The sequence below is a fragment of the Microcoleus sp. Z1_B2 genome (assembly GCF_036700325.1).
Lineage (GTDB): Bacteria > Cyanobacteriota > Cyanobacteriia > Cyanobacteriales > Microcoleaceae > Microcoleus.
This window is the reverse complement of record NZ_JAUBOQ010000009.1, coordinates 16,237-36,678: the sequence shown is the minus strand read 5'-3', so window position 1 is coordinate 36,678 and position 20,442 is coordinate 16,237. Positions and strand designations below refer to the sequence as shown.

The window sequence follows — 20,442 nt, the reverse complement described above, 5'->3', positions numbered from 1 at the left end:
GATCCGACTTTTCCGACTTGCTTTATGCCTATATTCCCAACATACTATTAATAGCATCTACCAAAAGACAGATAACAGTGCCAGTCATGCTGTCGATCTGCTCCATCTAAAGATAGATAGTAAAACCAGGGCGTCCGACTTTTCCGACTTTACGATCCGACTTTTCCGACTGACAGGGGCAGGGGAGGGGAGCGATGATAGAGATATGGAAAGGATACAGCCTCAAGAAAAAGCATTGCATCATTTTGGGATGAATTTTGTAGGGTCGATCGAAGATCCCGCCGGAAAAATAAGGGTTTTCAGCTTTGATAAAATTCAAAACCATCCCGCAAATATGCAACGCTCTTTTTGAAAAATGCTGAAAGATATGGAAGAAAGTGGGTGCACTTAGCTGTTTTCCAAGTCAAAGCGATCGCTCGGTTAACACAACAGCAATAGCATAATTCACCTATTGCTTAACAAAACCATCCAACAATAGCAACGTGCCGAAATAGGCTGCGGTTGGAGCAGAAATAAGAATTGATCGGAACCCCTGTTAATTGAACACACAAATTATCTAATTACCAGGATTATGACCATCCTTAACTACAACGAAACTACCTACCTGCAAGAAAATCCCGACGTGGCACAAGCCGTAGCTTCAGGCATTATTCCCAACGGCTTCGAGCATTGGGTAAAGTTTGGTTTTATTGAAAAAAGAAACCCACAAATTTCCTTCAACGAGCAATTTTATCTAGATGCTAACCCCCAGGTAGCAGCAGCAGTGGCCAACGGTAGTTTCTCAAGCGGATTTGAACATTATGCGCGGTTTGGAGCGGCTGAAGGTCGATCGCCCGTTGCCAGTACCACACCCACAGGATCTCAACTTCAAGAAATCTTAAAGCGCGGGTTTGTGCGGGTTGCAGTTAACGAGGATGCGATCGGATTTAGCAACCGGGAAGCCGACGGTTCTTTTAGTGGGATTGGCATTGATTTTAGTCGCGCCATTGCCACTGCTTTGTTTGGGAACCCGAATGCAGTAGAATTCGCAGTCGTCAAAGCCGGTGAAGACTTTAATAGTGTTGCCAGTGGCGCAGTGGATATCGCCGCCACTTTGCCCACTCAATCTGTGCTCCGCGATGCCAGTTTAGGAGTAGATTATTCGCCTACCGTTTTCTTCGACACTCAAGCGGTATTGGTGCGTGGTAATAGTGGAATTAGTTCTGTTAACCAGTTATCAGGAACAACCATCGGCGTATTAGCAGGAACGCGCTCTGGGCAAAATTTAATAGATGCCGCTCAACGTGCCGGAATCGCCCTCAACATCCAAACTTTCCCCTCACAAGATGCTCTGTTTGGCGCTTACGATGCGGGACAAATCGGTGCAGTTTCGATTAATCGCGGGGTGCTGAGCAATCGCATTCCCACCTTATCCAATCCGGGAAATCAAGTCATCCTGGATGAAGCCATTTCCAAAGAGCCTTTAGCACTCATCGTGCCGGAAAATCAGTCTGAATGGGCTGATGTGGTGCGGTGGGCGGTCAACGCTCCCATCCAAGCCGAATTCTTTGGCATTAACTCCCAGAATGTGAATGAATTTCTTGATGGAAATTCCGCCAGTAAGCGCTTTTTAGGCGTGGAAGGGAATTTAGGAGAATCTTTGGGACTCAAAAATGATTTTGCCTTGAAAGTTATCCAACAAATTGGTAATTACGAAGAGATTTACAATCGCAATTTCAATCCCGAAGTGCTGCCGCGCCAGCTCAATGAACTAATGTTTGTCGAGCCTGGGGGACTGCTCTATTATCCACCCTTTTCGGGGACTGACGAATTAAGTGTACCCTTAGTAAATAACGACAACCGCAACGTTTTAGAGGAAGTTTTAGACCGGGGTTTCGTGCGCGTTGGGGTGAGAAATGATGCACCTGGACTGGGTTTTGCTGACCCCAACGGCAATTTAACCGGATTTGATGTGGATTTGGGTCGGGGACTAGCAGCTTCCCTATTTGGCGACCCCAACGCAGTGGAATTCGTAATTCAGAAAACGGGGGCTCAGCGCTTCAGCGATGTCGCCAATGGCATCGTTGATGTAACTAGCCGCAATGCCACCCACAACCTCAAGCGGGATGCTTTGCTGGGGGTAGATTTTGCCCCCATTAATACTTACGATGCTCAATTTGTAGTAACACCAACCGCCAGCGGAATTACCTCTTTTGAACAGCTTGCAGGTCGCCGAATTGGCGTGAGTGCAAATACCACTTCTGAGGCAACTCTGCGAGAAAAACTGAGTGCTTCGGGTATTAATGCGGAAATCGTAGCCTTAGATAGCTTCCAGACCCTATTTGATAGTTATATCAAGGGCGAATTGGATGCGCTCACCGGCGATGGAGGTCTGATTATCTCTCGTCTTCTCACCTTACCCCCAGAGCAGCGAGACCAGCATCAGCCCTTTCCAGAAGTCTTGGGAGAGGAGCCTTTAGCAATGGTGGTGGACGAGAATCAATCCCAGTGGAAGGATGTGGTTTCTGGCGTTACTTATTCTCTTTATGAAGCGTTAGAACTGGGTTTAACTTCAGAAAATGTGCGCCAGGAAATCAATAGCTCAGATCCAGTTGTTCGCCGCTTTTTGGGAGTGGAAGGAAATGTGGGTGAAAGTCTGGGTTTGTCGAATAATTTTGCTTTGAATGCGATTTCCGCAGTGGGGAACTATAGCGAAATGACCGCTCGCAACTTCCCGGGTATTCCTGTTAGCCCTTTGCAAGCGCCTTATACCGAGGGCGGTGTCTTGTTCTCGGTTCCTTTTGCTTGATTGGCTTGAATCGGGGTGATTCATGAATCACCCTGACAACAATAAACCTTGAATATTGGCTAAGGACACTGAATCCAATCTTTAGCCGGATAAATACTCAGACTAGACTCAGCTAGATGTTTGCGGGATTGGGGTGCAACGAAAAAAGTAACAGAAAAATGTTCCTTCACATCTATCTTTCACCACCTTTAAAATCATGTCAAATTCTCAATCACTTATTGCAACAGACATTCGGTATTGTCCTGAAGATATAGAGAAAGCATTTTGGCAGCTATGGCAGCAGAATCGAGATTATCTTTACCGTTGCTGTGTCAAGTGGATGGGAGGGAATCCTACTGATGCCGAAGAGGTGCTCAGTCGCGCCATGCTCAAAGCTTGGGATAAGTTACCAGACTATGCCGAAAAAATCACCAACCTCCGAGCTTGGCTACTTTGCTTAACCCATAATCTCTGTATAGATATACACCGAGAACGTCGCCGGAAAGCAATGCAAATGGAGGATATTGAAGAAGTAGCTGCTACAGGAAATTCAGCATTTATTTCTGGTTTGAACTCTCCTGAAGAAGCACTTCTACATCATGAGTTGGGACAGTACATTCGCCGCGCTATTGATACTCTTCCTTCTCGATTACGCAATCCGTTTATTCTGCGTTACTGCCACCAGATTGCCTATCAAGATATTGCCCAAAAACTTGCTCTCTCGCTCAATAACGTTTACAAGCGCATTCAACAGGCACGAGAAATTCTGCAAAAGCGTTTGAGCAGGTATTTGTCAGGGTTGGATGATGGTTTGTTAGATTCCTCCGAGTCGTCTCAAAAGGGGGACGTTGCCTCGATCGGGGATGATTTTGCTGTAGGGGTAGTGCCCCCGTGCCTACCGCGTCAAGATGGTGGGGCGATTCCCTACGGGATAGCTTCGCTTGACGCAGGGGAATTGCCCCTACAATCCGATGAAACGATCGCATCCGACTCGATCGCCCCCATCCCTCAGAAAATGGGCGAGACAATTAATTATCAGGTAACAGCAATATGTCTAGAAACACTACATTCCGGGTGGTATCCCTCACTCAGTCCTCTGGGGTGGAGTTGAATGCTTACCTGGTTGGAGACTCCAAGCCAACCCGACAAGAGCAGAAGCTGAAAACATTAAGTGAGTACGTGCAGCAGTATCCTTCTGGGTGGAAGAAACGGTTGGAATTGGCGAATCTGCTGTATGAAATGGGTCATATCGAGCAGGCGGTTGAGGAATATCGCCAAGTGATCGATCGGCAGCAACCACCATCGATCGGCGTGCGGTTGCAATTGGGGAAACTCTTGCAGCTTATGGGACGAGAGGTTGAGGCAGTAGCGGTTTATGAAAGTGCCTCGGCCAATGCACGCAATCAGGCGACTCGGCAGCATATCAGCGGATCGATCGCACTCTGTAGAGGTGACACTCAGGCAGCGATACTGGCTTTTGAGTCGGCGGCTTCCCTAGAACCAGATAATGCGGCTCACTGGCTGGCGTTGGGGCAGGTGCAGATAGGGAGAGGGGATGCGGTTGCAGCTTTGCGAGCGTTCGATCGGGTTTTGTCACTGAACCCGGATGATGTTGTAGCGCTGATTGACAGCTACGACGCGAGTCAGGCGGTGGGGAATGTGCGCCAAGCGCAGCGGCGGTTGAGCAAAGCGCTAGAGGTGGCTCCGGGTGATTTCCGAGCGCTCAAACGACTGGCGGATACTCGTTGCCGGATGAGATTGGTATCGGGTGAGGAGGGGAAGCAGACTAAAAAAATAATTAGTTCTGTACTGCAACTGGCTCCTGATGCGGCGGATGCCCGCGAGTTGCTGGCATATTATCACGTTTTCCGGGGGGAGTCGGCTAACGGAGTTGGGGTGTTGGAACGGTTTACTGAGGAACACCCGAATCATCCGAGGGGTTGGTATTCCTATGGGCGGTGCTTGTTCCATACCGGGGAATATCAGAGGGCGGCTGAGGCGATGCTGAAAGCTTATCGTCTGTATCCCCAGGATTGTGAAATTTATCGGGCGTTGTGCGAGATTTTGCCTTTAACCTCTCCCCCAGCTCCTCTCGATCCCCCTAAATCCCCCTTAAAAAGGGGGGAGCCAGAGGAGGCAAAGTCTTCTCCTTCACGGGGGGAGCTAGAGGAGGCAAAGCCTTCTAACTGCACGGGGGGAACTCCTCTGGAAGTCCCCCTTTTTAAGGGGGATTTAGGGGGATCGAACCCTGAAGTAACCCTTGCATCAATAGTAGAGGAGATGCTCGATCGTTTTCCCGATCGCTGGAGTGTTTGGACGACGGCGGGGCGGGTGTTGGTGGAAAGTTTTCAGGAGATTGAGCGAGGGTGTGGTGTCTCTGTGCGGGGGACGCAACTTGAGCCGCAGTTACCTGATGCTTGGTTTGGTCACGGGCGGGTGTTGGCGCTGGCGGGGAAACACCGGGAGGCGGTGGAGGCTTTGGCGCAAGGATGGCAGTTGCTACCGGAAGAGGGGCGTTATCTGCAATCTGTGTCTGCTGCGGTGTGGCTGGGGGAGAGTTATCGAGTGTTGGGGGATGAGGTGGCGAGTCGGAAATGGTTGGAAAAGACTGGTCAGTCTCAGGAATTGATGGAGTTTGACCCGGCTATGGCTGGTTACTGGCAAGGAAGAGCGTTGTTGGGGTTGGGGGATGTGACGGAGGCTGTGGAGGCTTATCGAAGTGCGCTGAGTCGGCGGTTGCTCTACCCTTTTCGCGGGGAGGTTGAGGAGGCTGTGAAACGGTTGAAAGGTAAGAGGCGAAAGGGATGTCGTGCTAAAGCGTAGAGCCTTGACTTCTTCGGGAAGTCTGGGATCTGAACCTCTCAGAGTGCATTGAGTTGGGAAAAAACAGCCTCTAACTCGAAAAATTCAGAAATTGACCTCTGGATTCGTCTTATAGGTGTAGAGACAAAAATCAAATTTCGTCTCGACTAATCTCGAACAAAATTGAGGATAAAACCTCAATCAGAAACAACAACTAAAACTAGCAAAAAGGAGAAAAATAATGCGACGCTTGAGATTCTAACATCAAAAATCAATTCTGATAGTGGAATATTTATCAGTAATTGAACATCTGTGATTAAAAATTGATGTAGTAGGGTAGGCACTGCCGTCAGCGCCTACCCTAGATATTTTGTTGCTGACCTTAAGTTAAGGACAAAACCTGGTGCAATGGGTGGAAATTAAAATTCTTGTGCTGAGGGTACGTTGATCTAGGAAAAAACAGCCCCTAACTCGAAAAATTCAGAAAGTGACCTCTGGATTCGTCTTATAGATGTAGAGACAAAAATACAACTTCGTCTCGCCTCAAATCAGAAAATCGACAAGTAACACCATCATGAATTCAATGAAAAAAACTATGCGATTGGCCAAGATTTTGGCATTTGCTCTGTCAGTTTTGATCTTCTGTTTTCCTACAGCAGCAATGGCAGATACTTGCTCTTCTCCTGAAAATCCTGTAATTCCGCAGCCATTGAGACAGATTAAAATTGATAACGGAAGTTTCAATGTTGATACAAATATAAGATGCCTGAAAGAATCAAAAAGAATTGACACTGCTGTAGTTTCCTTAAAGCCTTCTACTGCAACTGGAATAATTGACAAGATTGAAATTACTGGTCCTGGGGGAAAACGTGAGTTTGGTTGTATGCCTAGCAAAGTGCAGCAAGGTACTAACCTAATTGAATTATGCGGTGGACCAGCGATTTTAGAAGCTGGAGATGTCAGATATCAGGCACAAGGAAGTGGTTTTGGAACAGAACCCGCGATCTTAAGCATTAACTTCAAATCTAACTAATGGTAATCAAAAAGATAAACTCATTAGTTGGGATAAAAGAGTTAATATAGCTGTCTTTTCAAACACACATAGCTAAATGTTCTTCAATATATCACTATTTGTGTTTGAATTTTATGCGATTTTTGCTCATACCAATTTTTTATGAGGCTGCATAGAATCCGATCCCCCCTAACCCCCCTTAATAAGGGGGGGACAAGAGGGTGGTCAAAGTCAACCCCTACTCTCCTTATTAAGAGGGATGCGAGGGGGATCGAAATATATGCAACAACCTATTAAATTGGTATCAGCTAATAAACTTAACCATAAAAGTCGCAATATAACTACTGAAAATAACTCATTTAATCCATGATAAACATTCAAGAAAGCCCTAGGGGCAAAATATTCAATTCAGACTTAGCTTTGATCGCATTCTGTTTCTTCATAGCTTTATTTGGATTGGGTTACACTCTCACAATATTGCCAGAAATCGCACAATCTCAGTTAAGCAATCCAAATAGGATTTGTATTACTGGCGGTTGGAAATTTGGCTTAATTGTCACGCACATTCTCACTTTTGCGCTGATTCCGCTAGCAATGAGAATTTTTTACGACGGTTTAAAAAATTTGGGATTGGGGTTCAAAGTGATTTTTGCTTCCCAACTAGGTCTAGCTTTTATTATGGTAGCGATCGCCGCTGAAATTGGCTGGCACGTTACCCAATGCTGGTATTATCAAAACGATTTCACCATGCTGAATTTTATGTTCTACTTTTTCTTGATTTCAGCATTTGTATTGTGGTCAGATGGCCTGGTTATCAAGACAACTGCCCTCACGAGATTAGTTAACATTTTGTTCGCCATCAGTTTGTTGGTTATATCAATTTTATACCCTTTAGGTTATAAAGCTGACAACCCTACCTTTAAAGTGCCAATTTATATTGCACTTACTATAGTTTTTGGAGTCTTGACCTACCGAGGTTATCAGCTTCTCAAAGATTGGAAGATTATTCTAGTCCCAATTTTTTCAGTAGGAGTAAACTTAACTTTTGTATTTCTTCTCGACAAATATGGAGGCGATCCCTATACCAACCCCCAAGTCGCTTTAAATGCTTTATTTCATATTCTTCATGACTTAGGTGGAACAGAAGCAGGAGTTGCTATCTTCACTTGGTTAGTTTACAGCAAAGGCATTGCTGAATTCAGTCACGGTAATCAAGAAAAATTAGCAATAGAAAATTAGCAAATATGGTTATATCAATAGCTGATTCCTTGCCGATTAACAACATTTTGTTCATGATTTATCCCCTTGGACATCTCGGTATAGCTCTGATTGAATGGGTATTACTAGGTTGGGGGATTCTGCTGTGGCGGCTATCACCCAGCTTAGCGATGATTGTTTTACCTTTATTGCTAGCCAGCCTTAGCTATGACAATTTCATTCTGTCCGTAGGAAATTTAATTGGTGAAGGAGAGCTTTTAGAAATTCTCAGTAGGGTTCGCTTTCTCTTGCACGACTTAATTGTGCCGCTGTTCATTGTAATTGGTGTTGAACTTGCTCACCGTGCTGGAGCAGCTTGGGCGACTACAATAGTGCGAGTTTTATCTTGGGTAGTTGCATTCGGACTCGCGGGGATAGATATTACCACCAACTACATAGGATTGGAGTTGGAGCCAAGGTTTTTTGCGGAAATTTTGCGTTATAGCCCTGCTAACTTAACTGGCCCACCAATTATTACCATTGTAGTTAATTTGTTCATGCTACTGATTGGTATCGGTATCTGGGTCAGGCTGAAATGGTCGTGGTTATTTGTAGGAACATTTATTGCCCTACTTGGTAATGCTATGCCTTCATCTACAGTAGGTACACTCCCTGGTAGCGCATCTGAATTAGTAATGGCTCTAAGTTTGCTGTTAACAGAGGATAAAGTACAGATAATCGGCAAAAAACTAGCTAGAAACCAACAACAAGAGAATATATTTATGGTCAATAAAAATCCCGAAGCCGCGTTTGAGTGGGAGCATATTATCCCCAAAGATGGCTACAAAATATATCAGTCAGGGAGTCACATTAAAGGAAATTTTATCCAAGTTTTCGCTCCTGATGCTCCTTGCCGGGATGGGGAAGGAAAACTGAGGTTAATTACTTACTTGCACGGCTTTGCTTTGTGTCTGCCAAAATTCTATGAATCTCATTTAGAAGAATTGGCTAAGCAAGGCTATTATGTAGTTTTTCCTGATTTTCAAAACAGCCGCTATCCCGACGATATAACAACAAACAAAGCCAGTGAAGAAAAAGAACCCTTATCTTTTTGGTTGAACATTTTGAGTAAAGTAGTTTCAAAATGGGATAAATTCAAGATAGAGGATACTTTACTGCAATATCGGCGAAAGAAGATTGGCCCGGTTGTCCGCAAGCTCCTCAAACCTACCCTGTTCAAGTACCTTCGCCTTTCCTTAGCCTTGGTCGTACTATTTTTAGTAATCAAATTGTTCAAAAACCGCTATGGAAAGAATCTGAAGCAGCTTATTTACACTGTTGACCTCAGTCTTTTACACAGTCCCGTGGAATGGATTCAACAAGCTATCGGCCTAACTGATGCAGCTTGGAAAAAATTAGGTCAAGATAATCCCAGTCTTGCTCAATCGGAGTTTGATTTTTATGTGTTCGGTCATTCTTTGGGAGGATTATTAGCCATGAGTTGGCCTCTCTATATCGAGGAAAATCAACAAAAGTTTTTACCCAAACAGATTCTTACTGCCGCTCCAGCCCCAAGTACGGACATGGGCATTCCTCAGATAGCCATCTGGATTTTAAAAATCTTCAATTCTCCGTTTACTGCCAAACCAATAAACATCCGTCAAATCGGCAGTAGGTTAATTCTACCCATTGGAATTTTGCATGGAGCAGATGACAAAATTGTGAAGCCTGGTTTTTGGATTGACCGCGCATTTGGGCAAAAAACATCTAATTTTGATTGCATCGCTAGTCACACGAAGAAAATTTACTTTTCGCTGTCTAATAAGGAGTCGAATCCTCCCTTAATTGCCTTTCACAACCAGGCCGTAACCGACACCACGTATTTTGATGATGCGTTATTTGCCAAGTTAGGTGGAGTCAAGAAACAGCCAAATATTTATAATAGCCAATATATTTGGCGAGGGTTCGATCTGGTCGTGACAAACCAAGCCGATGTTAACGAGTTACTCGATAAATTCAACCAGCCAGGAAGTTTGATCGAAGTAACAGATACTTTGCCCGAAAAATCTATTGATTTTACCAAGATAGCGATCGCTCTGTTAGTTGGGCTGACTTTTTTGGGGTTAGGATATTGGTTCTGGCAATATTACACACCTGTGTAATCTCAACCCATTCTCGGATCTCTAAAAATTCAGATATTCACCAGGGCGATCGTCTAAAAATGTAACAATGAAAAATGACAGCTAAGATTTCGTTCTCAATTCCAATCCTAACTAAAGGTTAGGCACTGTTCACTTAAAAATTAACCGATCGGGGAGGATACCATGACATTCAAAATTCTCAGCTTAGATGGCGGCGGCATCCGGGGAGTATTATCTGCTACAATTCTCAAGCAGGTAGAGACAACCATACAAGAAAAGACTGGTCAGAAATTGCATGAATATTTTGACTTGATTTCTGGCACATCCACTGGCTCAATTCTGGCGGCGGCGATTACCTGTCAGATGAATGTTCAGCAAATGATTGATTTCTACTTAGAAGAGGGAAAAAATATATTCCTACCGTCGGTTCGTGAGGCTCGAAAATGGAGAAAAGTAAGTCAAGCTCTCGGCAGTAATTTGTTATACCCCCACGAACAGGGAGAGCAGGGTTTAGCTAAAATATTGCAGAAAAAATTGATTCACCCGGAGTTGGGTTCTCCGAAAATGAGCGAGATCGATCGACCCTATATTCTGATACCTGCTTATGACGTTTATTCCCGAAACACAACGTGGTTTACGAATAACCCGGCCGATGCAAAAACGTGGTACGACAACATTGAACTCTGGAAAATCTGCACTGCCTCAGCATCAGCACCCACGTTTTTCCCCCCTTACAACCTCCCCTATAACGAGGAGCAAAGTCTTCCCCATATCGATGGCGGTGTCTCAGCCAATAACCCGGCGTTAGTGGCGATCGCCCACGCTTTGTTGATTGAAAAACAAAACAAATTACAATTGAGCGATATTGCTGTCCTCTCCATTGGCACTGGCAATACAACTTGTCCCTACAGCTATGAAGAGATCAATGAGTGGGGACAGTTGGGCTGGGCTCGGCGCCTACCGGATATGTTCATGAATCCTGCTGCTCAAAATTCTGAAGCTATCTGTTACCAAATCATGGAAAGTACAGGGGGGGATTATCTGCGTTTGGATTTCGATCTAAACCAGCGCTTCCAAGGAGAACAACAGCCCGGTCGTCTGCGACGCACGCTGACCAAGCGAGAAAAGCCCTACAACGAATACATTAAAACACAGAAGAATCAGTCTAAAGAAATCAGCGAAGAGATCGACAATCCTGACAATTGTGAAGAACTGAAAGATGCCGCTGAATGCTATCTCGATTGTGGAGAAGTTTACTATAAGAACCAAAAGGTTCCAGTTGTAGAGGCAATTCAACAGTTTATCAAGTTGGATTAGCATTGCTGCTTTAACCACCGGCAGCATCTCACTTTGGCAGCCCAGCTAGAAATCTAAGTTGTGAGGCAGGAGGCAGGAGGCAAGAGGCAGAAGGAAGGAGCCAGAAGAAGTGTTTTTACAAATATGAGATGCTCCCTTAACCACCTTCCCCTACTTGCCGAACCTCTGCTCTTTAAAACAGCCCCTGCTTAATAAGAATGCTATCCAAATTAAAACTGCCAAAGTAAAAGTATAAATCGTGCCTGTAGACAAACTCCCCTAACTCATGGAACTTATTTGGTTCTTTAAAACCCTCAACAAATACATTGCCTCCTACAAATGGCAATTCATTTTACTCTTTATCTGCCTGATATTCGACGCAGCATTCGATTCAGTCTTCCGAGCCAGCTTAAAATTTATCATCGATGCCGCCATCGTTCCCCAAAACTATAGTCTTCTGGTTCTAATCCTGTCATTGCTAGTCGTCGGAGCAATTCTATATGCCTGCATCGGTTTGCTAGGAATTTTCCTCGGAGCGCGTTTGGGCATTTTAATCACCAACAATATCCGACACTCTCTATTCGAGCATCTCCAAAGCCTTTCAATGGAGTTTTTTGGGCGACGTTCAGCCGGGGATATTGTCAATTGTCTGATTGCCGATGTCCAAAAGGTGGAAAACGGTGTAATTACAATGGGGCTGACAGTTGTTGTGTTAGAACTGTCTAACTTCCTATTTTCTCTGGTTTTCCTCTTCTTCCTCAACTGGCAATTAGCCCTGCTCAGTTTAATCGGTTTAACCCTCTGCACCATTGCCCCAGCAAAAATAGCCAGCCTTGCCACCGAAGTCGGCTATAAGTTGCTGCAAAAAGAAGGACAGATTGCCAGCGTCGTCGAAGAGAATATCCTCTCGCAAACCGTTGTCAAGATATTCGGGCTGGAGAACCAAATGACTGAGGATTTTTCCAGGGATTTGAATGACTTAAAACAGGTTTATGTCCGCGCAACCTTTCTCTCCTACTTAGTGCAGAAAGCTCCCATGATTGGTTTTGTCATGACGCAGCTTATCGTTTTAAGTATTGGTGCAGTGATGACCTACAGGAACACAATTTCTGTAGGAACTCTTACCTCCTTTCAAGTTTTAATGCTAGGATTGAATCTCAATATTCTCGGTTTAACTTCGTCACTGCCTGCATTTATCGATGGAGTAGCAGGGCTGCAACGCATCAGCGATATTTTATCAGAAACTCCGGCGATTCAGGATGCACCGGGTGCGATTGATTTACCTCACTTTTTCAGTGATATTAACTTTGACAATGTTACCTTTAGCTACTCCCAAGATAGAGGAGGAGTTAAAAATCTATCCCTGAAAATTCGCCAAGGAGACTTCGCGGTATTTGTCGGTGAAAGTGGAGCCGGCAAAAGTACAATTGTCAACTTGCTGACGCGATTTTATGACCCTGATAAAGGACGCATTCTGTTTGATGGAATTGATTTGCGTCATGCAACAATACGCTCCCTTCGTTCTCAAATTGGACTGGTTTCTCAGGATGTAATTCTCTTTAATTGCTCGGTGCGGGAAAACATCCGCATGGGCTATCTACAAGCCTCTGACGAACAAGTCGAAGCCGCAGCCAAAGCCGCCGAGATTCACCAATTTATTTTGTCCTTACCCCAAGGCTACGACACACCAGTTGGTGACAGGGGCGGACAGTTATCAGGGGGACAACGGCAAAGAATTGCCTTAGCTAGAGCCTTGGTAAGAAATCCAGCAATTCTGATTCTGGATGAAGCCACATCCGCCCTTGACCCCGCCACAGAAGCCGAAATCCTCGCCACTATCGAGCGCATCACCAAAGAACGCACAGTGATTTTCATCACCCACCGCATGGCCCATGCCTTGCGTGCGGATGTCATGTACGTGCTGGAAAACGGCAGCTTGGTTGTTAGCGGTTGACACCAATTTTTTATGAGGCTGCATAGAATCCGATCCCCCCTAGCCCCCCTTAATAAGGGGGGGACAAGATTCCGCTCACTCAAAGTCAACCCCTACTCCCCTTCTTAAGGGGGATTTAGGGGGATCGAGATATATGCAACTTCACATTAAATTGGTATGACACACAGATTTGACCTGTACTGAACATTTTGGAGTTAAAAATTATGACCGGCACAAATGATTACAAATGGCTAATTCCCTCTTCTGCTAACCTAGGCTCGAAATCTCTTGAAGAAGAGAAAGCTTTATGGGATAAAAGTCACGAAGATTATACCAACACCTCTTTCAGCATCACCCAAGACCCCAAAATCTGCAAAAACTTAATCCGTCCAGAGCGTTCTCCCGGCTATGATATTTCCAACTCGCCTGACATCAAAGTCCTAATTCCCGGTTGCGGCTCGGAAATTTATCTTCAGAAAACTTTACTAGAATTTTGCCCCCAAATTGGACAAATCTACTGTACCGATTTTTCCAAAACAGCGATTGAAAAAGCACAAGGACACTGGAAAACAGCAGATGGAGATTCCCGACTCAACGATCGGCAAATCGTGTTTGAGGAAGTTGACTCCACGCGAATCACCGAACAAAAACCGGAGTGGAACGAGAAATTTGATTACGTCCTACTCGCAAATTCCGTGGTTTCCAGTGAGGATAAAACCAACCGCGAGATGATTCGGGAATTTGGGAAAGTTCTCAAGCCCGGTGGCAAGATATACGGATATTTTCCAACCACCTTATGCTTCTTAGAAATTGCCTATTTTAGTCGCAAACACGCTCACTGTGTTACAGAGGGATTTATCGATGTCTACGGCAATAAAGTTTGGGATGCTGAGTGGCAAGAGGCTCAGATTTATTACACTCCCTTGCGGTTAAATCGCATCTTTAAAGAAGCGGGATTAAAACAACTCAGTTTGGAGATGCAGTTTTTGGACTATGAGCCTTTTGTTTCCATGTTTAAAGAGATGATAGATCATGACGACCCGGATATCTTTCTCTGGCATCTTCTAGTTCGTTATGAAAAATAGGACTTAGGCATTTGGGCGAAGCATCTGGCTTGATGCTTCGTTTCACTCAGCATGACACATAGGCTTTGCGTAATTAGGGACACCGCCCCGTGCCCTTCTTGGTGTCAACTTAACGTCAAACGTAGTACGGGTAAACTGTCTGACGATTAGGGCTCGATCCCCCCTAGCCCCCCTTCTTAAGGGGGGGACAAGAATCTTCTCAAAGTCAACCCCTACTCCCCAACAATCAGGCAGGGTGGATTAATTGTCAAAAGAGTAAACCAGTGGGGTTAGGCTATTTGCTGACGAGCACGCGCCAGATTTAATTGGTTTGTCTTGATGAGATAAACCGAAAAGTAATTCGCTAACATATTCAAGTTGATTGGCCATAAATCTCAAAGCTTCAGGAAGTGTATTTGTACCGAGCATCCGAGCTAGAGATACTAAAAATTGTCTGACCATTGCCCAATTCGCAGGCGCATTACCGCCTCGATGAATGCAGTTATCCTCATTTAACGTCACATCTTTAACCCAATGCAGCCGATTCTCTATTAACCAATGTCCTCGAATTGCCGACGCAAATTGGCTGGCCGACCAATCCTTGCTACTTAAATAATAATGTGTTTCGTGGAAATAAACTAACCGACGACGACTTTTTTTGCCTTCCCACCTACGGCCGGTTCTTGTTATGGCAATTATGCGTTTGACACCCGCCCACGCTGGTAATAACTGAGCTGATACGGGATAAATTGTAGTAGAACGAGTTGTGGTGCGCCCGTGCAAGCGTTCTGAGGTTTGAGTTGAATCGAGCGCACCCACAGATTTGACTAATTTTTGAGCCAGTTTAAACAGACTGGATTGATTCTTTTTGATAGTAATTATGTAGTCATTGCCTCCATCAATAATTAACTGAACAGTTTTTTTTTGCATGTGCAGTGCATCGGCAGTAATTACTACTTGAGAACCCGCAAGTTGTTGCACGAGTTCTTCAACAACTTCGATTTCACTTCGCTGCTGATTCTCCATAACTTTATGTCGGACTACCCAGCCGCGATCGTGACTGTATGCAGAAACTAGACTCACAAAATTTTGGTAAGAACTATTACCGCCAACACTTGTGCTTTTGATACTTTTACCATCAATTGCCATCAATTCTCCTGGTGCTATCGATAATGTTTCCCCTGCCCATATATTAAAAAGGACGGCAATTACCTCAAAATCTAATGAGAGAATGATGTTTCTAAAAGTTGAGTCGCATGGAAAACGAATATCTGGTGGGAGGTGAAAGAGTTTTATCAGAGTAGAGCGATGATTTTTCGTAAATTCAGCTAAGGGCTTATATCCCCAATATCCCGTACAACTGCCCAATAAAATTATCATGAGTATCAGCCATAAGGGATGCCTAATCCCCCTCGGATGTCGGCGATCAGGTACTGATTTAATTGCTTCAATTAAATTCATTGTTGATGCACGGCTTAGGATAGTCGAGCGCGATCGGACTCGAGCCGCTCGCGCTCGACTATTATAATTTACTTGGGGACAATTAATCCACCCCCCTTATTAAGGGGGGCTAGGGGGGATCAGAATCTCCGCCTAAAAACGAGTAACTCCTATTCAATTAAATCGAAACTTTGTCAGCCAAAGTGACAATCTACCATGCAACTAAAATCAGCCGTACAGTGGATACCTCATCCCGACGGTTATTGGATACTTCGCAATCCCGAAGACATTACCTGTATTCAAGTTGACGACTTTGACAAACAGGTAATTTTGCAACTAAGTCAACAACCACTAACTAATATTCTCGCTGAATACGACCTGGATTTAGAAGACGTGCAAAATCTCTTAAGAGACTTAGCACAAGCAGGAATGCTAGAAGGAACCAAGCCACCGAAAGCCAAATTTAACCTGCTATCCTTCACAATTCCCCTAGTCAATCCCGATGTTTGGCTATCGCGGCACATCGACAAATTCCGCTGGATTTGGACATGGGAATTTGGCTTTTTTCTGTGCGCTTTCATCGCTTCCTCTGTAGCTGTGTGGTTGGCTTCCTCTGCCGAAGTCGCAGCCTCACATCAGCAGTTGTGGATAGCGGGAAAAAATGAGAATATTTTCAAATTTGTATTGCTGACAATGCTGGTAATAGCTTTGCACGAACTCGGTCACGCTTTCACGCTAAAACACTACGGCGGTATTGTTAAAGAAATTGGATTATTGTTTATGTGTTTCATCCCTGGATGTTACACAGATACAACCGACCAATACAGTTTAGTCCGGCGGAAACAGCGGGTTTTAGTAGTAGCCGCCGGAGTATTAATCCAAGTAACAATTTGGGCATGGGCTGTTTGGATGTGGCTGTTATCTCAGTCCAATCCGGTTTGGCATCAAATTAGTTATTTGTTGATGGTAGCCGCCTTGCTGACAGTTGCAATTAATTTAAATCCGTTGAATAGATTCGACGGTTATTATTGGTTAGTAGCAGCAACTGGCATTAACAATCTGCGACAAAGGTCGTTTGATTTTTATGTAGACTTGTTGCGGAGGGAGGAGATTGAGGAAACAGCAGAAACGCAATGGGTTTTGGCGGCTTACGCGCCTTTGAGTATACTTTATACTGTTTGGGTTTTGAGTTATCTAGCGTCATTGCTGGGTAATTTGGTTTTGCGGGTTTGGAGTTTTTAACCGCAGATTTATCACAGGCGGGACGCCCGTGCCACGAAATGCAAATTGATTATTTTAGGGGTTTACTGCAATGAATGTTTATCAAAAGTTGGGAATTGTTGGCGGAAGTTTAAGTTTGGCAGTTGTTAGTCAATGTTTTTCTGTACAAGCTGCTACTCTTACTCAAACTTATACTGTGGATCTGGGTTCCCAGCCATTAAATAGTAGCACTAATGTGGTTTTGCCTAAATTTAATTCGCTGTTAGGAACGCTATTAAGGGCTTATGTTACAGTTAAATCTACTGTTAATAACACTGTTAGCATTACTCCTTTGACTGGAGATTTTATGGGGACGGCGGCGAGTAATGCAAATATTGCTGTGAATATTCCGCTGTTAAAAGTTGACCCTAATTTGACTTTGAGTGTGTTAGCAAGTCCACCGGAAACGAGGATTGCTAATGGCGCTACAGGAAGTGTTAGCGGTTCGGCTTCGGGTACGGTGTCAAAGAGTTATGATTCCCAGCAGTCTCTGAGTGCGTTAAGTGGATGCGATGGAGATACTTTTATCGCAGGTTTGGTGACAACGGGTTTTACTCAAATTCAGGGGAATCCTGTTAGGGGAAGTTTCGATGGTAAGGTTGCGACTAACACTACAGTTAGTGCAATTTATGAGTATGAACCTGTGCCGGAACCGATGACTGCTGTTGGTACGTTGCTGGCTGCTGGAATGGGTTTGTGGTGGAAGAAAAAGGCGGCAAAAAAGGTGTAATATTAATTTGGAGATCCCCCTAGCCCCCTTAATTAACCAGGGTGGATAGGGGGAATCTCAAAGTTCTCCCTATTACTCGCAGCCCACAAAAAAAATAAATTCCCCAAAACACTTGACAGATTCGCGGAGGTATGGCAGAGTAGTAATTCGTGACCGATGCGGAACTGGCGGAATTGGTAGACGCGCATGATTCAGGTTCATGTGGTGCAAGCCTTCCGGGTTCAAGTCCCGGGTTCCGCATTCCCAAGGCAGAAGGAAGTTTGGGGTTAACCCGATACAGGCAATAACCCCATTCGCTCTGCTGAATTAAACAATGCTGACAAGTATTCAAAACCCCCTAGTTAAAGAAATTCGCAAGCTGCACAGCTCGAAGGGACGCAGGGAACAACAATTATTTTTACTCGAAGGGACGCACTTGCTCGAAGAAGCTTGCGCGGCAAAATACCCGCTAGCAACGGTTTGCTGCACTCCCGAATGGCTGGATCAGCACGGGCAACTTTGGCAGCAAGTTGGTAATTTAGCCGATCGCACCGAATTAGTAAGTGCCAAAGTGTTAGAGTCGATCGCCACTACAGTCCAACCCGACGGCATTGTCGCCACCGCACCCCGCACCGCAACAGAACCCGCAAAATTGTCAACTTTAGGAATAGCCCTAGAAACAATCCAAGATCCTGGCAACTTGGGGGCGATCGTCCGCACGGCTGCGGCTGCTAATGCCGACGGTTTGCTGCTGAGCGCAGACAGCGCCGATTTAGACCATCCCAAAGTGCTCCGCGCCTCAGCAGGAGCTTGGTTTAAGCTGCCAATGGCAGTCTGTCCAGATTTAACCGCCGAAGTCTCGGCCTATAAAAATCGAGGAATGCAAATTTTAGCAACTGTCGCCGGAGCCAGTTTAAGTTATTGGGAAGTAGATTTGCGAGTGCCGACGCTGATAGTTTTGGGCAACGAAGGCTCTGGTTTGTCGGAAGAATTGAGGAGTTTAGCCGATCGACAAATCCAAATCCCCCTGAGTCGTGGCGTAGAATCTTTAAATGTGTCGATCGCCGCAGCCCTCATCTTGTACGAAGCTCAACGGCAAAGAAGTCAGTCGATTTTAGATTTTAGATTTTAGATTTTAGATTGAAGCATTGAGCCCACGGATAAATTCGGGGGCCAGTTTATCCGATACAGGTTTTTTATTTCTGGACGGATGAATCCGGGGGCTTGTCTCCTGGATGTTTTCGGTCATTAGTTATTAGTCATGACTCATTAGTCATTATCTGTTGGGGCGGGTTCATCAATACCTGTAACTTCATATTCAGGGCCGCCACGGGGGGCTGCCCCTACAAGATAATGAAACAGCCCTGCCCCTCTACCAATCTCCCCCTCTGAGATGTGGCGGCTTTTGTTTATATTGATGCACACTGTAAAGCCAGGAAAGCGGGTACTCTCGTATCAACAGTTCAGGCTGGCATGAAATAAATATGAAGAAGTGTAGCCAAGTGCTCTCACAAATGTTAAGATTCTTAACATAACGTAGTATTGTGCTCGCCCCAACCAAAACCTAACCTGAGACGGTGCTGACTGGGAGTAGTAGCTAGCTACCATAAAATTAAGCCTCTTTAAATGGAAGGAAAGCGCAAGTCCCCGCCCGCTTTCCTTCCCAGCTAAAGCTAGGGGTTTGCGACTACCGCAAACCTTTAGAGGCACAGATCCTCAGCGGGAAAAGCTCATGAAAACTCTTAAGTCCTCAGATACAGATTCTGTTCGCGCTTACTTGCGGGAAATCGGCCGCGTTCCCTTGTTGACCCACGAGCAAGAAATACTCTACGGGAAACAGGTACAGCGCTCAACCGCACTGCATCAGGAGAAAAATATTTTAGCCGAAGAGTTAGGCCGCGACCCGACGGCGGCTGAATGGGCACAGGCAGTTGGGCTGTCTGAGGCACAGTTGCAGCGGACGATCGAACACGGGGAAAGGGCAAAGCGCCAAATGGTGGAAGCCAATCTCCGCCTGGTAGTGTCTGTTGCCAAGAAATATATCAAGCGCAACGTAGATTTACTGGATCTTATTCAGGAAGGCACGATCGGGATGCAGCGGGGAGTAGAAAAATTTGACCCGACTAAGGGCTACAGATTTTCTACTTATGCTTATTGGTGGATTCGTCAGGCAATTACTCGGGCGATCGCCGAAAAAGGCCGCACCATCCGCTTACCGATCCACATCACCGAAAAGCTCAACAAAATTAAAAAAGCTCAGCGCCAACTTGCTCAACAGCTTGGTCGCGCGGCCACGGCTGCTGAATTGGCATCCGAGTTAGAATTGACTCCCAAACAGATTCGCGAATATCTCGATCGGGCGCGCCTGCCACTTTCCCTGGACTTGCGCGTGGGAGACAATCAAGATACAGAGTTGGGCGATTTATTGGAAGATACGGGTACTACCCCGGAAGATTTTGCCCTGCAATCTTCCCTGCGGACTGACTTAGACCAGCTAATGGCGGAACTGACTCAGCAACAGCGAGAAGTGCTCGCCTTGCGGTTCGGTTTAGAAGACGGGCAAACCCTAACTTTGGCAAAAATAGGCGATCGTCTCAACATCAGTCGGGAACGAGTGCGGCAAATAGAACGGGAAGCTTTGACCAAACTCCGCAAGCGCAAGCAAGATATCAACGATTATCTAGCCAGCTAGGTAGATTGGGGATTGGCGATCGGGTCCCCCCCACTCGCAATCCCCAATCTAAAATCGTAAAAACCGCCGCTTTTAATTCGGTTGTGCCCACTTGGTTGCTATGATTGTCCTGCTACATTAGTAATTACT

Annotated in this window: 14 protein-coding genes and 1 tRNA gene; 14 read left to right on the top strand and 1 reads right to left on the bottom strand. The window is 45.3% G+C overall.

Annotated features, from left to right (window positions below; all coding sequences use genetic code 11):
* Window positions 1–571: 571 nt before the first annotated feature.
* From QT984_RS07110 to QT984_RS07070, 9 genes are all read left to right on the top strand, one after another.
* On the top strand, window positions 572–2,788 hold the full coding sequence (locus QT984_RS07110; protein WP_333207842.1) for a transporter substrate-binding domain-containing protein: 2,217 nt from the start codon (window positions 572–574) through the stop codon (window positions 2,786–2,788).
* 196 nt (window positions 2,789–2,984) lie between these two features.
* Complete coding sequence (locus QT984_RS07105) at window positions 2,985–3,878, top strand: RNA polymerase sigma factor (RefSeq protein WP_333373655.1); 894 nt, start codon at window positions 2,985–2,987, stop codon at window positions 3,876–3,878.
* Window positions 3,818–5,590, top strand: coding sequence for a tetratricopeptide repeat protein (locus QT984_RS07100; protein WP_333373652.1), 1,773 nt, complete (start codon window positions 3,818–3,820; stop codon window positions 5,588–5,590). Before QT984_RS07105 ends, QT984_RS07100 begins: the two co-directional genes overlap by 61 nt.
* A gap of 562 nt (window positions 5,591–6,152) precedes the next feature.
* On the top strand, window positions 6,153–6,602 hold the full coding sequence (locus QT984_RS07095) for a hypothetical protein (RefSeq protein ID WP_333373649.1): 450 nt from the start codon (window positions 6,153–6,155) through the stop codon (window positions 6,600–6,602).
* Window positions 6,603–6,947: 345 nt separating this feature from the next.
* Window positions 6,948–7,820: a hypothetical protein gene (locus QT984_RS07090; protein ID WP_333314953.1), complete on the top strand. Its 873-nt coding sequence runs from the start codon at window positions 6,948–6,950 to the stop codon at window positions 7,818–7,820.
* 5 nt (window positions 7,821–7,825) lie between these two features.
* Window positions 7,826–9,940, top strand: a complete 2,115-nt coding sequence (locus tag QT984_RS07085; RefSeq protein ID WP_333314951.1) for a hypothetical protein — start codon at window positions 7,826–7,828, stop codon at window positions 9,938–9,940.
* A gap of 162 nt (window positions 9,941–10,102) precedes the next feature.
* A complete protein-coding gene (locus tag QT984_RS07080; RefSeq protein ID WP_333057349.1) occupies window positions 10,103–11,236 on the top strand; it encodes a patatin-like phospholipase family protein in 1,134 nt (377 codons plus the stop codon).
* 265 nt (window positions 11,237–11,501) lie between these two features.
* A complete protein-coding gene (locus QT984_RS07075; RefSeq protein ID WP_333057350.1) occupies window positions 11,502–13,169 on the top strand; it encodes an ABC transporter ATP-binding protein in 1,668 nt (555 codons plus the stop codon).
* A 203-nt stretch (window positions 13,170–13,372) separates the two neighbouring features.
* The gene (locus QT984_RS07070) at window positions 13,373–14,233 is read left to right on the top strand and encodes a class I SAM-dependent methyltransferase (RefSeq protein ID WP_333057351.1); all 861 of its coding nucleotides are present in this window, start codon (window positions 13,373–13,375) and stop codon (window positions 14,231–14,233) included.
* 240 nt (window positions 14,234–14,473) lie between these two features.
* On the opposite strand, the gene QT984_RS07065 is transcribed toward QT984_RS07070, so the two are convergent.
* Entirely contained in the window at window positions 14,474–15,673 is a 1,200-nt protein-coding gene (locus QT984_RS07065; protein WP_333373645.1) for an ISAs1 family transposase, read from the bottom strand.
* 195 nt (window positions 15,674–15,868) lie between these two features.
* On the opposite strand from QT984_RS07065, the gene QT984_RS07060 reads away from it, so the two are divergent.
* The 5 genes from QT984_RS07060 to QT984_RS07040 all read left to right on the top strand — a co-directional run bounded on the left by QT984_RS07060 (window position 15,869) and on the right by QT984_RS07040 (window position 20,313).
* Window positions 15,869–16,894, top strand: a complete 1,026-nt coding sequence (locus QT984_RS07060; RefSeq protein WP_333057353.1) for a site-2 protease family protein — start codon at window positions 15,869–15,871, stop codon at window positions 16,892–16,894.
* A 70-nt stretch (window positions 16,895–16,964) separates the two neighbouring features.
* Complete coding sequence (locus tag QT984_RS07055; RefSeq protein ID WP_333057354.1) at window positions 16,965–17,642, top strand: PEP-CTERM sorting domain-containing protein; 678 nt, start codon at window positions 16,965–16,967, stop codon at window positions 17,640–17,642.
* 158 nt (window positions 17,643–17,800) lie between these two features.
* Window positions 17,801–17,882 (top strand) — tRNA-Leu (locus QT984_RS07050).
* Between the two features lie 73 nt (window positions 17,883–17,955).
* Window positions 17,956–18,753 (top strand): RNA methyltransferase, encoded by a 798-nt coding sequence (locus tag QT984_RS07045; RefSeq protein ID WP_333057355.1) that lies wholly within the window; start codon window positions 17,956–17,958, stop codon window positions 18,751–18,753.
* Between the two features lie 600 nt (window positions 18,754–19,353).
* Window positions 19,354–20,313: an RNA polymerase sigma factor, RpoD/SigA family gene (locus QT984_RS07040; RefSeq protein ID WP_333057356.1), complete on the top strand. Its 960-nt coding sequence runs from the start codon at window positions 19,354–19,356 to the stop codon at window positions 20,311–20,313.
* Window positions 20,314–20,442: the final 129 nt, after the last annotated feature.